Raw genomic sequence first — 13,206 nt, 5'->3', positions numbered from 1 at the left:
GCGAAAAATCATTGCACTACCGGCTTATTCGGGCGCACTTGAACAATGCGTAGGGGCAATTCGGGGGTGAGGTACTGTTCGCTGGCCATGATGAAGCCATCAACAGGATCGACCCAATATCGGTTGCGGGCACTGAAGCCCAGACCGTCCATTGAGATGTCTTCGTCCACGCGCAGCAGCTCGACGTCACGGTCGAGGATGTGCACGGTCTCCAGACCTTTCTTGTTGAAACGACTGGTGACACTGACACCCATGCGGTAGCCGTCGACAAAGTCGACCTGACGCCGGGTTTGCAGGCCATCGGGAATGCGGTTCAGCCCGGTCTTGAACGGCGAGGCGCCTTCGAAACGAGTGCCATCGAGGTTGTCGTTGAAACCGACACTGCGGATGGCCAGACCGTCTTCAAGCATCAGGATCTGCCGGGTCGAAGCCATCCAGAATCCGACATCACCCTGCTGACGCACCAACGCCATTACCGCTTCACCCGTAGGGGCGGTAATGGTGATCTGGTAGTAGGGCGTGGCATCCACTTGCTGACGGGTCAGCTTCAGCGGCTCAGGCCCTTCGAAAGCGGCCTTGAGCGTGTCCATGGAGGCGGTCATCAACGGGTTGCAGGCGCTCACCAGCAAAGAGGCCACCGACAGGGTGGCCAGTCGCAGAAGTTTCACAAGAATTCCATTTCTTAGTTGGTGGTGCCCAGGTCGTCTTTGATGTTGGCACCCACGCTCAGCAAGTTAGCCGAAGGGAAAACCTGACTGATAAAGCGGTTCCAGCGAGTGATATCGGCTGGACCGACGTACACCACATCCTGCGGACGCAGTTTGAAATGCTGGGCGAGTGCGTAGGCAGAAGGCGACTTCAGATCGATCTGGAACACCTTGACCGGCTCGTCTGCCAGGTTCTCGACACCGCGGATCACATAAACTTCCTTGCCGCTGGAAGTCTCCTGACGCAGGCCGCCGACGCTGCCGAGAGCATCGGTCAGGTTCATGTTGCTGCCCTTGAAAACCAGTGAGCGCGAGGAATTGACCTCACCCAGCAGGTAGACCTTTTTCTGGTCGTTGTACGGCAAGTGCAACTGGTCGCCGTTTTTCAGGTAGAGATTATGCAGGTTCGAGTTCTTGCGATTGAGCGCGTCTAGGTCAAGCAGGTATTCACGACCATCGCGCTTGAGCACCAGGCCAGAAATATCGGCGCTGCCCACCTGTACCGAACCTTCACCTACTGCCTCAAGCAGCGTCATCGGCGTGTTGGTGATAGCTATCTGACCAGTTTTGCCAAAGGCGCCGGAAAGGGTCACCTTCTGGCTAACAAAACGCAAAATGCTGACATCGACCTGCGGTTCGGCAACAACCTTGGACAGTCGCGAAGCGATAATCGAGCGCAACTCGTCGATGGTTTTACCCGCGGCATCGATGGAGCCTACATAGGGGTAGAACAGCGTGCCATCCGGGCGAATCAGGCGGCCGTTGGCTTCAATTTGCTGCTGTGGACCGGAAGGAGCGGTCAGCTCCGGGTGATCCCAGACAGTGATGTAAATCAGGTCGCCGGCACCCAGGCGATATTCAGCTGGCTGATAGTGCAACAGCTCCGGGGCGACCACGTTGGAGTGATCGGATGCCGCTTCGATGGCGACCAGCTTGGGTGTAATCGGAACCAGCTCGATGCGGCTGCTTTCCGGAGAACCTTCACGTACCAGTTGGCCTGTGTCCATGTGCTGACCAGGGGAGAAAATGCAGCCTTGCAGGGTCAGGCCAACCAGCATGGCCAAGGGAAGCGCGCGATTCATTGTGGAGATTGCTCGAAGGGAATAGGCAAAACAAAACCTCCCAGCGAGGCTGGGAGGTTAGCGTATCTAACTTTAAGCGGGGGGAACTGTTACCGGGTGGTACCAGTAGTGCCAGTAGTACCGCCAGTGCCGCCGCCGGTAGTGCCTGGAGTACCGTCGTTACCACCGCCGCCACCGCTGTTGGAAGCGGCAACACCAGCAGCGATCACGCCAGCACCGATGGCCAGACCGGTACCTACAGTTACGCCGCCGGCGATTGGAGTCGACAGACTCAGACCGGAAGTAGAGCCTGGAGTAGCCGGAGTAGTGTCTGATGCTTTTACAGGGGTAGTTTCAGCAGCCATCAATGGCAGGCTGAGCGAGGTTGCGAGGGCGAAGGCCAGCAGTTGTTTCATGTTCAAGCTCCTTGAAAGGATAATCCTTGGGGGTTATTAGGATAGATTATTGTAAGTAGGGGCTTCAATGCAAGATGAATACGCTTCTTTAGTACAATTTTTCTTCGCTTTCCTACTTGCATAGGCCCGCAACCATTACGGAATTCGGGGCTTTGGTGTCTGAATTAACACCGTCAACTTTACGCCAGGGTTGCGACCGACTTTGGTATTTTTTGTACATGTATACGTGGTTGTTAAAAGTGGGAGGGTGCATGACGGAAAAAATACCGAATCAGAGCCGTTCAAGGCAACTCCGCTCCTTTTCACTCTGAGATGGCTACGCTGTTTTGATGTCTTGGTAAATGTTCATGATTTCCTGATGAGTTCGCTGCACAAGAAAAAGTTCTTCAAAGCGCAATCTGCCAGCCCTACCCATCAGTAGAAGTGATTTTTCGTCCAGGCTACGAATAGCGTCAATAAGTTCATTCGCGCAGTGAGGTTTAAATAGTAATCCTGTCTTCCCGTGAACAACAATTTCGGGTAATCCGCCTACTTCGGAAGCAATAACAGGTAGTCCCGCTCGCATTGCTTCTGTAGCGACAAGTCCGAAACCTTCCCATCTGGATGGAATCACTAAAGCGTCCGCTGAGGCATACAGGTCTGAAAGTTCGTGCGCGTTTAGCCAGCCGGCGTGGCGTACGTTCTCAGGGATTGATAATTTCTGAGCGTCGCCAAGGACATAGTCACCTACCAAGACTCCGCACGCATCCTGATTCAGCTGACGCAATGCCTCGCAAAAAATATCAGCACCTTTTTGTTGATCAAACCTACCAACAAACAGTAACTTACGAGCGCCGATTGGCCAGTCTCGAGATATTGTGGTGCTTGGTGACGCAATATCTCCAATACCGTTCAAAACCACAGAAATTTTATTGCTGCTTATTCCCGCCTGAACAGCCAACATTTTTTCATGTTGTGAGATGCAGATTATTCGATCGCAGAATTTTGACAGCAATCGTTCGACTAAAATTGTTATTTTTCGTTTTCGGTTGGTCATGGGTCTGTCCCAAGCCCAGCCGTGCGGGCAATATACAAGTTTTACTTTTCTGGAGAGTGTTTTTATCAGCGGTCTTAGCGATGCACCTGCAAACGTAGAGTGAATATGCAGGGCACCGATTTGATTGGTTTTTAATAGCTTTAAAACGACCAATGCGAGAGCAAAAGCGTTTGATATACGACTATTTTTGGTTGGAAAGGTAAAGATGCGAACACCTTTCGGAACCGACAATTCAGATTCTTGTGAGCTTGGTATGACAACACCAACAGAGCCTTCACCCAAAGCTTCAACTTGAAGAGGAAGTAATTCTCTAAAATAAGTGGCAATACCTCCTTTGATGGTTTCAGCGCAATGCAAAACTTCTATTTTTTTCATTTTCGTCTGGATTTGTAAAGGTGAAGTGCTATTGATTTGGACGTAGCAGCATATTAAGAAAAACTGTAAATTTCCTAGGTGTATGTAAAAGCATGGCGGATCTAATTAATCCATAAATTGCATATCCATTAAAATTAAAGTTTTTTACAATTACAGATATCCTGCTTCGGATTTGAGTCTTTCTTTTTTTTGTAGAAATGCCGTTCGGGTCAATAATGCAATCTATTAAGCTTTCTTGTATGTTTGAGGCTGGGTGCTTTTTTATTATATTGAAAAAATATGCATAATCTTCTGCTGCTGGTGCATCAGTCGGATAGAATCCTACAGATTTCAGCGTTTCGCTTCTGAAAACTACTGTAGGGTGTGTAAATGTAGTATTAATGTACATGAGTTTTTTTATTAAGCGGTACTCGGCCGGGTGCTGAACGGTGTATAAGTGATTTCCTTCCATATTAATGAAGTCAACCCAGGTGCCAACGAGATAATAGGAAGGGTTCTCCTCGAGAAATTTTATTTGTTTCTCTAATCTATTGTTTTTACAAATGTCACCACAATCCAGTCGGGCAATGAATTTGTATGCATGGCCATGCAGTTCAAGCCCCTTGTTTAACGCGTGCTCGATGCCTTTGTTGTCTTGCAGTTCAACGAGGATTAGCTTTAAGGGGCCATTGTATTTTTTTAGGATGTCTGCAGCTTTTATTGTTTTGCTACCATCGTCAACGACTATGACCTCAGGAGTGCAGTAGTTGTAATCAATAGAAGCAATAGAAGTTAGCAGGGAGTCGCCCGCGTTGAAGTAGGGGATTAATACACAGCAGGTTTTCATTGAGTAATTCCTAGTGTAATCATCGCGCTCTCACGAGTGTAAACAAGTACGGCCATTACAAGAAATAACGCCAAATACAATTGGTTTTTGATTATTGGCATTATTTTGAACTTTGAAAATATGGCCGTAACGGCCAATGGGATCGCGAAAAGGTACCAGACCATATAGCGCTCAGAAACATCAGGGTTGGCAACCGCAAATAGCATCAGTGAAAAAAACATTAATAAAAACTTGGATATTTTTTCATTGTCTTTATCGGTGATAGCATTGGTAATGATTAGTGCTAAATAAACAAATACACATAGCCAAAAATTCACTGTTTTCCAGATGGCTTCAATGTGTGAGATCCGACCTCCCTTAAAGTAGAGATCTGATTTGGATAGTAGCCAACTGAAACCTGTTAAGTCCGTCACAAAATCAATTATAGGGCCAATTAATGATGAGCAGGCGAGGGCAAGTGCTGGCACAGCGATATAGTATAAGCGCTTATTAGGTAGTGCAATTATTAGAGGGCTGGCCAGAATTACTAGTGATGACCAGTGGAATGAAGCGGCGAGACAAGAGAATAGTAAGAACTTTATATTGTCTTTCTTGTAGCAGTAATGGAAGGCAATGAGTCCTATTGGAATTGAGTATACCTGGCGCATTGCATTTCCAGAGTACACAGCGAAAAAAGTTAAAAGTGTTAGTGAGAATATAAGAGGGGATATTTTTGTCCCTTCTGTTGTTTTTTTGTAAGATAGATAAGTTATCGCTACGACTATGAAATAGTTTATTACCAGCCATCCCCTTGTGTCGAATACGAGTTTGAGAATTGCTTGAGTCGGCCAAAATAGTAATTCTGTTCCGTAGTCCGCATCGATTAAGGCTGTTAGCGGGCTGTCTATTTTTGCAAATGCCGAGATGTAAGCACTGGTATCACCGCCCGAACTGAAGGGGCGTAAAGCAATAAAATAAAATCCTAATAATATCGGCGGGAGTGTCAAAAATAAGAGCTTGTTTGCATTTTGGGTGCGATATTTGTTGAATATAGACTGGTTTTTGTGCAGGGTCGCTGATGTTGACCAACTAAGAACGAAGTACAGGATTAATAGGTATATGCTGCTCATGTTTTTACTTCTGATCTTGGTTGCTTGCAACCATGTGGTAAGGGGTGGTTGTGAATGTTTTCAGTTAAGGCTTTTTAAGTTTGCTGATTCGAGGGATGTAGGCAAGAAAGCCAATTATCATGCCTGAAGCATAAACAAAGTGGTTCAAGGCATATCTTATTTTCTTTGATTTGATTTTTGTGTATATGAAAAATCCTACCGTCAGAGCCAAGAAGGTATAAAAGTTATTGCTAAGAATAAAGAATGGCGCGAGCAGGAGTAGCAGTGCAGCAAGAAATGTTTCTTGATTCGCCAGGAACATTTTTTTTAAGTAGCCAAAATTTCTAATCGCAATATGCAAATTTATTCCTAATCCCGTAAGACGTCTATTTAAGATCATCGAACGGATGCGGCGTGTAGATCTTTGGGCCTCCGTATGGTGATTGATCATTTTACAATCGATCCTTCGCCCATGGTAACCCGAGCGATTGAGGCGATATTCAAATTCGGACTCTTCATTGCAGACTAGTTCAGAGTTAAATCCACCAACTGCAGTCAGTGACTCTCTACTTACAAGCATTGCGCCGCCCATTGTGTGCTTACTTATGTCATAGTAATTTTTCTGCACGCCAACGAGGTTTTGGTTGTGGTCGTAATAAAAATTGTCCATCTGCCCCATCAGAACTCCGAGTGTAGGCTGTCTAGAGAATTCATCTACTGCAGTGATAAGAAAATCTTTATTGATTTCCATGTCTCCGTCGAGAAATAGAACCATATTGGCATTCGCCGATACTTTATCAATTCCAATATTTCGGCCTCGGGCGGCGGTGAATGGCGCAGTGTTGTATGTGTATAGTTTGATGGAACTATGAGTGTTGATGTTTTTTTGAACTATGGATCGCGTGTTGTCTGTGGAGTCTGAATCTACGACTATTATTTCTAATGGGTTCAGGGCGATACAGGATGTTAGGGTTCTTTGGATGTTGTGTTCTTCGTTTCGGGTTATTACAACTATACTTAGCATGTTGTTGCACATAGTTTATTTTTTCAAAGATAGATTGGACTTCAAAAAACTGAGAGATTCAAGTTTAAGGAGGTCTAGTTTTTTATTCACGGAGTCCCAATTGATTTTTTCATTGGTCAAGCGAATTAGGTCGGCATCAGTACCCGAAGTAATTCTGCTTCCAAGATCTAGGGCGTCCAATAGAGAGGTGAATCGAGATAAGCCTCTATCAATGTTTCCGAGTACGATGAATGGCTTGTTGAATATAATTGAAAACGCACAGCCGTGAAATGAGTCGGTCAAGACGAATTCAGAATCGAATATCGATTGGATCCAGCTTTCGACCATTGGGAAAGTATAGTCTTGGATGTTCTCGCTTTCGCTGCTGCCAAAATATGAATTCGGTTGGCTACTATATGCGGCTAAACCAAGGGTCTTTTCTAGGATTTTTATAGCGGTCTTTTTTTTCTGAGTGGCATCGAGAATGTACGTGAATAGTTTTTCTTCTTTAGGGGATGTGTCGCAAAGTTTAAAAGCGCGAGCGTAATCTTCGGGAGAAAGTAATAGTGTCGGATCTAGAACAGCTTCTGCACGAGTGTTTAAGTGAAGGTTGCACAGGTTTATGCCCGAGTATTCTCTAACAGATATTGCATCAAACTTCTGCGCGAGTTCCTGGCATTTTATTGTTTCGAGTTTACTATACTCCCAGTGGTCTACGCCAAATGAACTGGCATATGAAATGCGCTTTATGTTGCTGTTTGGGATGAAGTCAAGAAAGTAGTTGTATATATTTGGAGAGTAGCTTGGTCTCCAGGTTTGGTCACTTCCGACAATAACAGCGTAATACTCATGGCGTTCGAAGTGCTTTTTTATTTTGATCGTGTTGTCCATTTCTTCAGACATTGCTATGTGCTGAACAATGAAGTTTTGCATGTTTCTAGTTGCATGTTGCATATGCCGGGTTGAATCAAATATCCCTTTGCGCTTCCCGATGGCTTTCATCGTATGTCGATAGATAATCTGAGTTAGCTTAAAGGCGATGCTGCGTGCGGTTGGGCGTCGATCGATTGTTGTAGGCTCATACCCCATCCCCTTTAGCACTTGCTGCAAAGCCCAAGCTTGCATAATGCCGCCATAATTTTTACCCAAGGGCTGGGTTAGAATTGCTATTTTCATTTAAAAAGTCTTATGAATTGTATAGCAGAGGTTCTGCTTTAATGGGGGGAGTCAGTATTAGAATAAATTTCTGTTGGTTGGGGTCGAACTATGTTCTGCTTGGTTAAAAGTTTTGGCTGGTCTTGGTTTGGAGAATAGGGAAAGCTTGTATTGGACTATTGTAATCACGGTCTCGATCAGCCGTATTTGTTATTGCAAGACCAGCAAAAGTTAAGATTTAAGTTTTAATAGTTATGAGTTGTAAAGAAATCGTATTTGGGTTTTCTTGGGGAGGCTGCAACATCAAAATTTTGTTTTGTATGTCCTACAGCCAGCATCATAATTAAACGTTCGCTGTTTGGTATTCGGGCAATTTTTTTAACGCTATGTTCCTTCAAATAGGAGTAGCTCGTATTCAATGCGCAGCTTCCGAGTCCGGCCGAGTGTAGCGCTAAAATTAGATTCATGGAAAACAATCCGCCGTCTACAAAAATTTGATTGCTTTCGTTTTCGGTGAATGCTCGCGTGTCGCCGGTGATTATTAGCAACTTGTCTATGGTGTCGGCAAAGCCGGCATTGCCATTTTGATGGTAGAGAATATTGCGGATAGTATTTTTTTCGGAGTAATAATGGACATGCCAGCTTTGTCTATTACATACGGATGGAGCATAAGTTGCTGTTTCGATCGCGGTGAATATTAGATTTTCGTCCACTGGCTCATTCGAAAAATTTCTCACGCTATATCTGCAGCGAACGAAGTCGTTAAACTCTTGTGGGGTTAGATTGTTCATCTCTGATTTAACTACAGGTCTCAGTCCTCCGATGCAGTTGCTATTGGCCTGGGCGCTGAAGTCAAGTAGCTTTCGTTCGAATTTTTCGGGTAATGTTGCGCCCTGCTTTTCGTGAAAGGCTAAATATTCGATGATTGTCTTTTTTATCGAGTCTATTATTTTATCGTGGCCATATTTTTTTACGTATGATTCTGATTTTTCGATCAGGTTAATTATCTTCGGTTGCCCAAAACAAAGATTTGGCTTTGGAAGCGCTAAGCCTTTTTCTATGATGTGATGATACTTAAATAAATAAAACTTCAAGCGCTGCTTATCTTTCTCGGGGGTTCGTTCGCTAAATGAATAATAAAAGTGATGGCAGAAGTCGCCTATTTTGGAGGCGGCCTCTCCTAGGCGTGTTCTTGATATTGCATACCGCGTTGCCCTTGTTAAGAAAGCGCTCATGATCACCTGATGCGTAAATTAATCTTTGCGTATTACTGGGAGGTCGTTGAATACTTATGGATTTTTTATTTGCACGCGTAGGGTGTTGAGGCGTCGCGCGAGCTTGAATAGTTGATGTCGTTCTTCTTTGGCTAATCCGACGAAATAAATGCAGAGTGTCGTTGATATGATGGACAAGGATATTATGCAGAAATTGTTTGTGCTCTCTTGCAGCGTGTATTTAATTAGAAATGCTATTGTCGAAGCGCTCAAGCCAACACTGGCAGTGCGTACCAGTACAAACGATATAAAACGCTCCGTGGATAAATTTATGAGTGATTTTAGAATGATAAGCCTAGCAATGAGGCTGGCAATCGAAAGTGCGATGCTCACGAAAAATACAACGCGTGGAGAACTGCCTGCATCCAGTAGTATGTATGATGCTGGCAGATTTAAAAGCAGTATTCCGCCTACCACGGTTTGATATAATTTTATTTTTCCTGTCGCTTGAGCTGCGGTTATGAGAGGTGCGGAAATGCTATCGATCATAATTGCAGTCAATGCTAGCTGAACAAATATTCCAGTATGCTCAGGCACAGATGTTAGCCAGGTGTTTAAAAACAAATCTATTTCAATGATTACAGGTAGTGCGAAGAATAAGAGCAGGAAGAAGTTGTATTTTGATCCGTAGTAAATAAGCTTATGCATGTAATCAAAATCGCCGACCGCATAGGACTTTATGATTTGTGGGTTTGCGGCGATTTGAAGGTTTTGTACAAGACTATTCATGGCATTGCTGATTTGAAATGTTATTGCTCTTGCGGCGTTAACGGCGGGGCCAAAAAATATATTGAGGATAACGTTTACACCTTGATTTCCCAATACGGCAGCTGCATTGCCCCACATATTCCAGCCGGAGTAGGAGAGCATGGTTTTGAAAAGCGAGGGGTTCCAATATAATTGAAATCTAGAATCGGGAAATGCTTTGGTGCAGTATAGTTTGTATGCTGTTGTAGTCAAGCTGACTACTAATAGGGTCATCGCTGCATAAGTAATTAAATAATCAGAACCAAACCAGGCCAGCGTGAGGGCGATTAATAGTTTGAGCAGCGCGTCTACAATGCTGACCCATGCAAATGCGCTCATTCGCTCATGGGCAATGATGATTGCGTTATATGGCACGCTAATCACTGTTACTAGAAATGCGAGCAATGAAAGCTGATAAACCCATTGGGCAGCGTCCATGCGCTCAGCAGAGATTGTCAGTTGGGTGCTTACAAACCAAAGGCCTATTGTTTCGCCCGCTATGAAGATTGTTGCTGCTATGAGCAGATGAATATTCATGCTCATACTGAACACTTTTGAAGTGTCTAATGCACCTGGTTTTCCAACTTCAAATGATAGGAATCGTTGTGTTGCTGAGGACATTGCTCCATGTAGAAATCCCAGCATCGTAACGAAACCGCCTACCAAATGGTAAATTCCAAAATCCTCCACACCTAGCGTATTGAGTACTACACGTGAGGTGTATAGCGTGACCGCCATGGTCAGTAGCATTCTGAAGTATAGAAAGACGGCGTTCTTTAAAATTCGCTTATAGTTATTGGCTTGCATCTAACCTCTCAGAAAGCTGCCTGTGAGGTCGGCACGCATCTATTTTTTTTGAATACGTTGATATGTCCGGCATTCGAGGTGCTGGTTTCGCTTCCATGTTGTTGGATGTCTCTTTTTTATATCAACCGCGTTGCTAGGCATTGAGCTTCCACTGAGGCATTGTTGGCTCAGTAAATCTCTTTGGATAACAGCGTAAAAGGCGTCTTGATCAAAATCTTGATATCCAGCCACAGCGACCAGTTATTGATGTACGCAAGATCCAGCTCTACCCGCTTTTCCATCTTGTCGATCGTCTCCGTCTCCCCACGATAACCACTGATCTGAGCCAATCCAGTGATCCCCGGTTTGATCCGGTGTCGAGCCATATAGGCGTCGATCTTGCCGGTGTAGTAATCGTTATGCGCGAGAGCATGAGGGCGGGGCCCCACTAAGGACATGCGACCTTGCAAGGCGTTGAACAACTGAGGCAGTTCGTCCAGAGATGTGCGGCGAATGAACTGGCCGACCCGAGTAATGCGAGGGTCGTCGCGACTGGCTTGTTTGACTTCGGCGTCGTCGTGTACGCGCATGGAGCGGAACTTCCAGACCTTGATGATCTTGCCGTTCCAGCCATGGCGTTTCTGTTTGAACAGGATCGGGCCTGGGGATGAGCACTTCACGGCAATAGCGGTGGCCAGCAGCACGGGGCAGAGCAGGATGATTGCCAGCAGCGCAACAGTTCGATCCAGTACGGCTTTGGAAAAAGCCGCGGTTGGGTAGGAGGTCAGCGGGCTTTCATTCAAGTGAATAGCCGGCAGGCCTTCGATATCGGAGACCGAGTGGTTGAGCAGGATCAGGCTTTGCAGGTCGGGGGTCCAGATGACATCGACACTGGAGTCCAGCAGGTCGATATAGAGGCCTTCGATCTGTTCGGCTTCGGTCAGCGGCAGGGCGATGTAGAGCCGCCGGATCTTATGAGTGGCGATCAGGTCGCGCAAGTGGGCGAGGTTGCCGATGACCGGGTAGAGACCATTGCTGGGGGCAGGGTGGTCGTTTGCAGCGACCAGGCCCAGTAACGGCTCGTTGCGTTTGCGCACCAGTTTGTCGGCGAGTTCGAGAGCGAAGTCGCCGGTGCCGATAATCAGGGAGGTGCGAGCAGCTTGCAGCTTCTGCTGATAGCGACGGGAAAGGTTGTGCAGCGGCACGTAGAGACAGGCTTGAAGCGCGAAACCGGCGAAGGCAAGGGTGATGATGACTTCCCGGGAAAACAGCTCGCTGGTCTTGGTGACGAAGGCGACGACGGTCAGGCCGCAGAGCAGCGCGAGCCAGCCGGCCAAAAGGCGGCCGAGTCCTACCAGGTAACCGTGTTGCTTGTGGTAAACCTTCATCATCGAGTAGGAGGGCACCGAACCCAGCAGCATGAACGCGGCCAGTATTCGGTAGTGGGCCTCGACTTCCCCGGTTTTCATTGTTGCCAGTGCGCAGAGGAGAAGGATGAGCACTGAGATCGCTGCCAGCCATTGGGCCCAGAACGTCAGGCCGCGAGCTGCTGGTAGCGTGTTGTTGCGCTTGCGAATCACAATAATGTCCCTTGCATCGATTTGGACATGGCCTTCCTGGCCATGCCCGCTGCCCGAAGCGTTTGCCCCGGGCCGCTTAAGTTACTGTTTGAGCCTCAGGCACAAACCGGTCTGTGTCGTGGCGTTCCCCATGTCCGTGGTGGGGAAGCACTCGCCTTGGCCAATATCAAGGTTTTGGGCACGCTACCGCCCCAGGATTGACAGTCAATTTCCTGAGAACGTGCGCCGTGGGTGCGACGTATGAGCCGTATGCGCGAGCGATGGCTATTTGCTAGTTTGGGGGATGAGGGTCAATCAGGCAGGCCGAGCAATAGCTCGGTAAGGGCAAGCAGAGGGCTAGGCGTCTGTTCCTTGACTGCTGCACAGCGGGGGCTGGGCAAGGCATCCTGCCGGAATGAGGGTGTGAGCCTCAGCCGAGGGCGCATTCTACTGAGTTTGTGGGAAAAGATGAAGGTAGATTTGTAGGATGGATCCAATTTTTGATGCTCTGCGACCGGCCGGTCACAGCTGTTTGCCGTTGGATTGGAAGTGATTCGGGCACAGCTGAACTTTGCAAGTGGTATTACCGCTTGCGGGCCAAAAAAGGGGTGTTTGTTTTTATTATTTTAGGTGAGCAAAACTGGGCGCGAAGTCAGGTTTTTTCTATCGCGTCGATGGGGACGCTGAGGGTGTGTTCCCGGTGCAGCAACTGGAGCAGGATGAGTATGCGTTCGGTGCCGTCTCGGGCGAGGAAAATGGCCTCCAGTTCCTTGTAGCTGCCGCTGTTGATGCGCACCCGGTCGCCAGGTTCGAAGGCGGTTGACTCGACAGGGTTTTCGCAAAGCTGCTGTTGCAATTGTTCGATCAGGTCATCGGCTACGGCGATCGGTTGTTTGCCGAAAGTCACCAGTTGGTTGACGCCGCGGGTGGAGCGGATCGGCAGCCAGTTGTCGTTGAGCTGGTCGAGTTGGATGAACAGGTAGCCGGGGAACAGTGATTCTATCGTGACGCTGCGGCGACCGCGTTGCAGGCGTTCGACTTGCTGGGTGGGGCGGTAGCAGGTGAATCCCTGGCGCATCAGGTTTTCTTCGGCGCGAGCATCCTGCCGGGGTTTGCACTGGATCAGGTACCAGCGTGGGGGCGGGTGTGGACGAGGCATGTCGAGGGCTCTCA

12 protein-coding genes are annotated in these 13,206 nt (G+C 47.2%); all 12 read right to left on the bottom strand.

The window, feature by feature from the left end:
* Positions 1–8: 8 nt before the first annotated feature.
* The 12 genes from EIY72_RS19640 to rfaH all read right to left on the bottom strand — a co-directional run bounded on the left by EIY72_RS19640 (position 9) and on the right by rfaH (position 13,192).
* Complete coding sequence (locus EIY72_RS19640) at positions 9–668, bottom strand: YjbF family lipoprotein (protein ID WP_093217657.1); 660 nt, start codon at positions 666–668, stop codon at positions 9–11.
* Between the two features lie 14 nt (positions 669–682).
* Positions 683–1,789, bottom strand: coding sequence for a polysaccharide biosynthesis/export family protein (locus EIY72_RS19635; protein WP_093217659.1), 1,107 nt, complete (start codon positions 1,787–1,789; stop codon positions 683–685).
* A gap of 89 nt (positions 1,790–1,878) precedes the next feature.
* Complete coding sequence (locus EIY72_RS19630) at positions 1,879–2,184, bottom strand: hypothetical protein (protein ID WP_093217661.1); 306 nt, start codon at positions 2,182–2,184, stop codon at positions 1,879–1,881.
* Positions 2,185–2,500: 316 nt separating this feature from the next.
* Positions 2,501–3,595, bottom strand: a complete 1,095-nt coding sequence (locus EIY72_RS19625; protein WP_093217663.1) for a glycosyltransferase family 4 protein — start codon at positions 3,593–3,595, stop codon at positions 2,501–2,503.
* A 28-nt stretch (positions 3,596–3,623) separates the two neighbouring features.
* Complete coding sequence (locus EIY72_RS19620; protein ID WP_093217665.1) at positions 3,624–4,421, bottom strand: glycosyltransferase; 798 nt, start codon at positions 4,419–4,421, stop codon at positions 3,624–3,626.
* The gene (locus tag EIY72_RS19615; RefSeq protein WP_093217667.1) at positions 4,418–5,530 is read right to left on the bottom strand and encodes an EpsG family protein; all 1,113 of its coding nucleotides are present in this window, start codon (positions 5,528–5,530) and stop codon (positions 4,418–4,420) included. The genes EIY72_RS19620 and EIY72_RS19615 overlap by 4 nt, the downstream gene beginning before the upstream one ends.
* A gap of 64 nt (positions 5,531–5,594) precedes the next feature.
* Complete coding sequence (locus tag EIY72_RS19610) at positions 5,595–6,533, bottom strand: glycosyltransferase family 2 protein (protein ID WP_157720928.1); 939 nt, start codon at positions 6,531–6,533, stop codon at positions 5,595–5,597.
* A 15-nt stretch (positions 6,534–6,548) separates the two neighbouring features.
* A complete protein-coding gene (locus EIY72_RS19605; protein ID WP_093217673.1) occupies positions 6,549–7,688 on the bottom strand; it encodes a polysaccharide pyruvyl transferase family protein in 1,140 nt (379 codons plus the stop codon).
* Between the two features lie 224 nt (positions 7,689–7,912).
* Complete coding sequence (locus EIY72_RS19600; RefSeq protein ID WP_093217677.1) at positions 7,913–8,902, bottom strand: nitroreductase family protein; 990 nt, start codon at positions 8,900–8,902, stop codon at positions 7,913–7,915.
* Between the two features lie 54 nt (positions 8,903–8,956).
* The gene (locus EIY72_RS19595) at positions 8,957–10,495 is read right to left on the bottom strand and encodes an MATE family efflux transporter (RefSeq protein WP_093217680.1); all 1,539 of its coding nucleotides are present in this window, start codon (positions 10,493–10,495) and stop codon (positions 8,957–8,959) included.
* A 167-nt stretch (positions 10,496–10,662) separates the two neighbouring features.
* Positions 10,663–12,054 (bottom strand): undecaprenyl-phosphate glucose phosphotransferase, encoded by a 1,392-nt coding sequence (locus tag EIY72_RS19590; protein ID WP_093217683.1) that lies wholly within the window; start codon positions 12,052–12,054, stop codon positions 10,663–10,665.
* A gap of 631 nt (positions 12,055–12,685) precedes the next feature.
* Complete coding sequence (gene rfaH, locus EIY72_RS19585) at positions 12,686–13,192, bottom strand: transcription/translation regulatory transformer protein RfaH (protein ID WP_093217686.1); 507 nt, start codon at positions 13,190–13,192, stop codon at positions 12,686–12,688.
* Positions 13,193–13,206: the final 14 nt, after the last annotated feature.

This window comes from Pseudomonas vancouverensis (genome assembly GCF_004348895.1).
In the GTDB taxonomy this organism is placed as follows: domain Bacteria; phylum Pseudomonadota; class Gammaproteobacteria; order Pseudomonadales; family Pseudomonadaceae; genus Aquipseudomonas; species Aquipseudomonas vancouverensis.
Note: the sequence above shows the minus strand (reverse complement) of the source record. Positions and strands in the feature narration are given on the sequence as shown.

Coding starts and splice junctions, on each gene's coding strand:
- EIY72_RS19635 (WP_093217659.1), bottom strand. CDS start 1,789: ATGAATCGCGCGCTTCCCTTGGCCATGCTGGTTGGCCTGACCCTGCAA.
- EIY72_RS19630 (WP_093217661.1), bottom strand. CDS start 2,184: ATGAAACAACTGCTGGCCTTCGCCCTCGCAACCTCGCTCAGCCTGCCA.
- EIY72_RS19625 (WP_093217663.1), bottom strand. CDS start 3,595: ATGAAAAAAATAGAAGTTTTGCATTGCGCTGAAACCATCAAAGGAGGT.
- EIY72_RS19620 (WP_093217665.1), bottom strand. CDS start 4,421: ATGAAAACCTGCTGTGTATTAATCCCCTACTTCAACGCGGGCGACTCC.
- EIY72_RS19615 (WP_093217667.1), bottom strand. CDS start 5,530: ATGAGCAGCATATACCTATTAATCCTGTACTTCGTTCTTAGTTGGTCA.
- EIY72_RS19610 (WP_157720928.1), bottom strand. CDS start 6,533: ATGCTAAGTATAGTTGTAATAACCCGAAACGAAGAACACAACATCCAA.
- EIY72_RS19605 (WP_093217673.1), bottom strand. CDS start 7,688: ATGAAAATAGCAATTCTAACCCAGCCCTTGGGTAAAAATTATGGCGGC.
- EIY72_RS19600 (WP_093217677.1), bottom strand. CDS start 8,902: ATGAGCGCTTTCTTAACAAGGGCAACGCGGTATGCAATATCAAGAACA.
- EIY72_RS19595 (WP_093217680.1), bottom strand. CDS start 10,495: ATGCAAGCCAATAACTATAAGCGAATTTTAAAGAACGCCGTCTTTCTA.
- rfaH (WP_093217686.1), bottom strand. CDS start 13,192: ATGCCTCGTCCACACCCGCCCCCACGCTGGTACCTGATCCAGTGCAAA.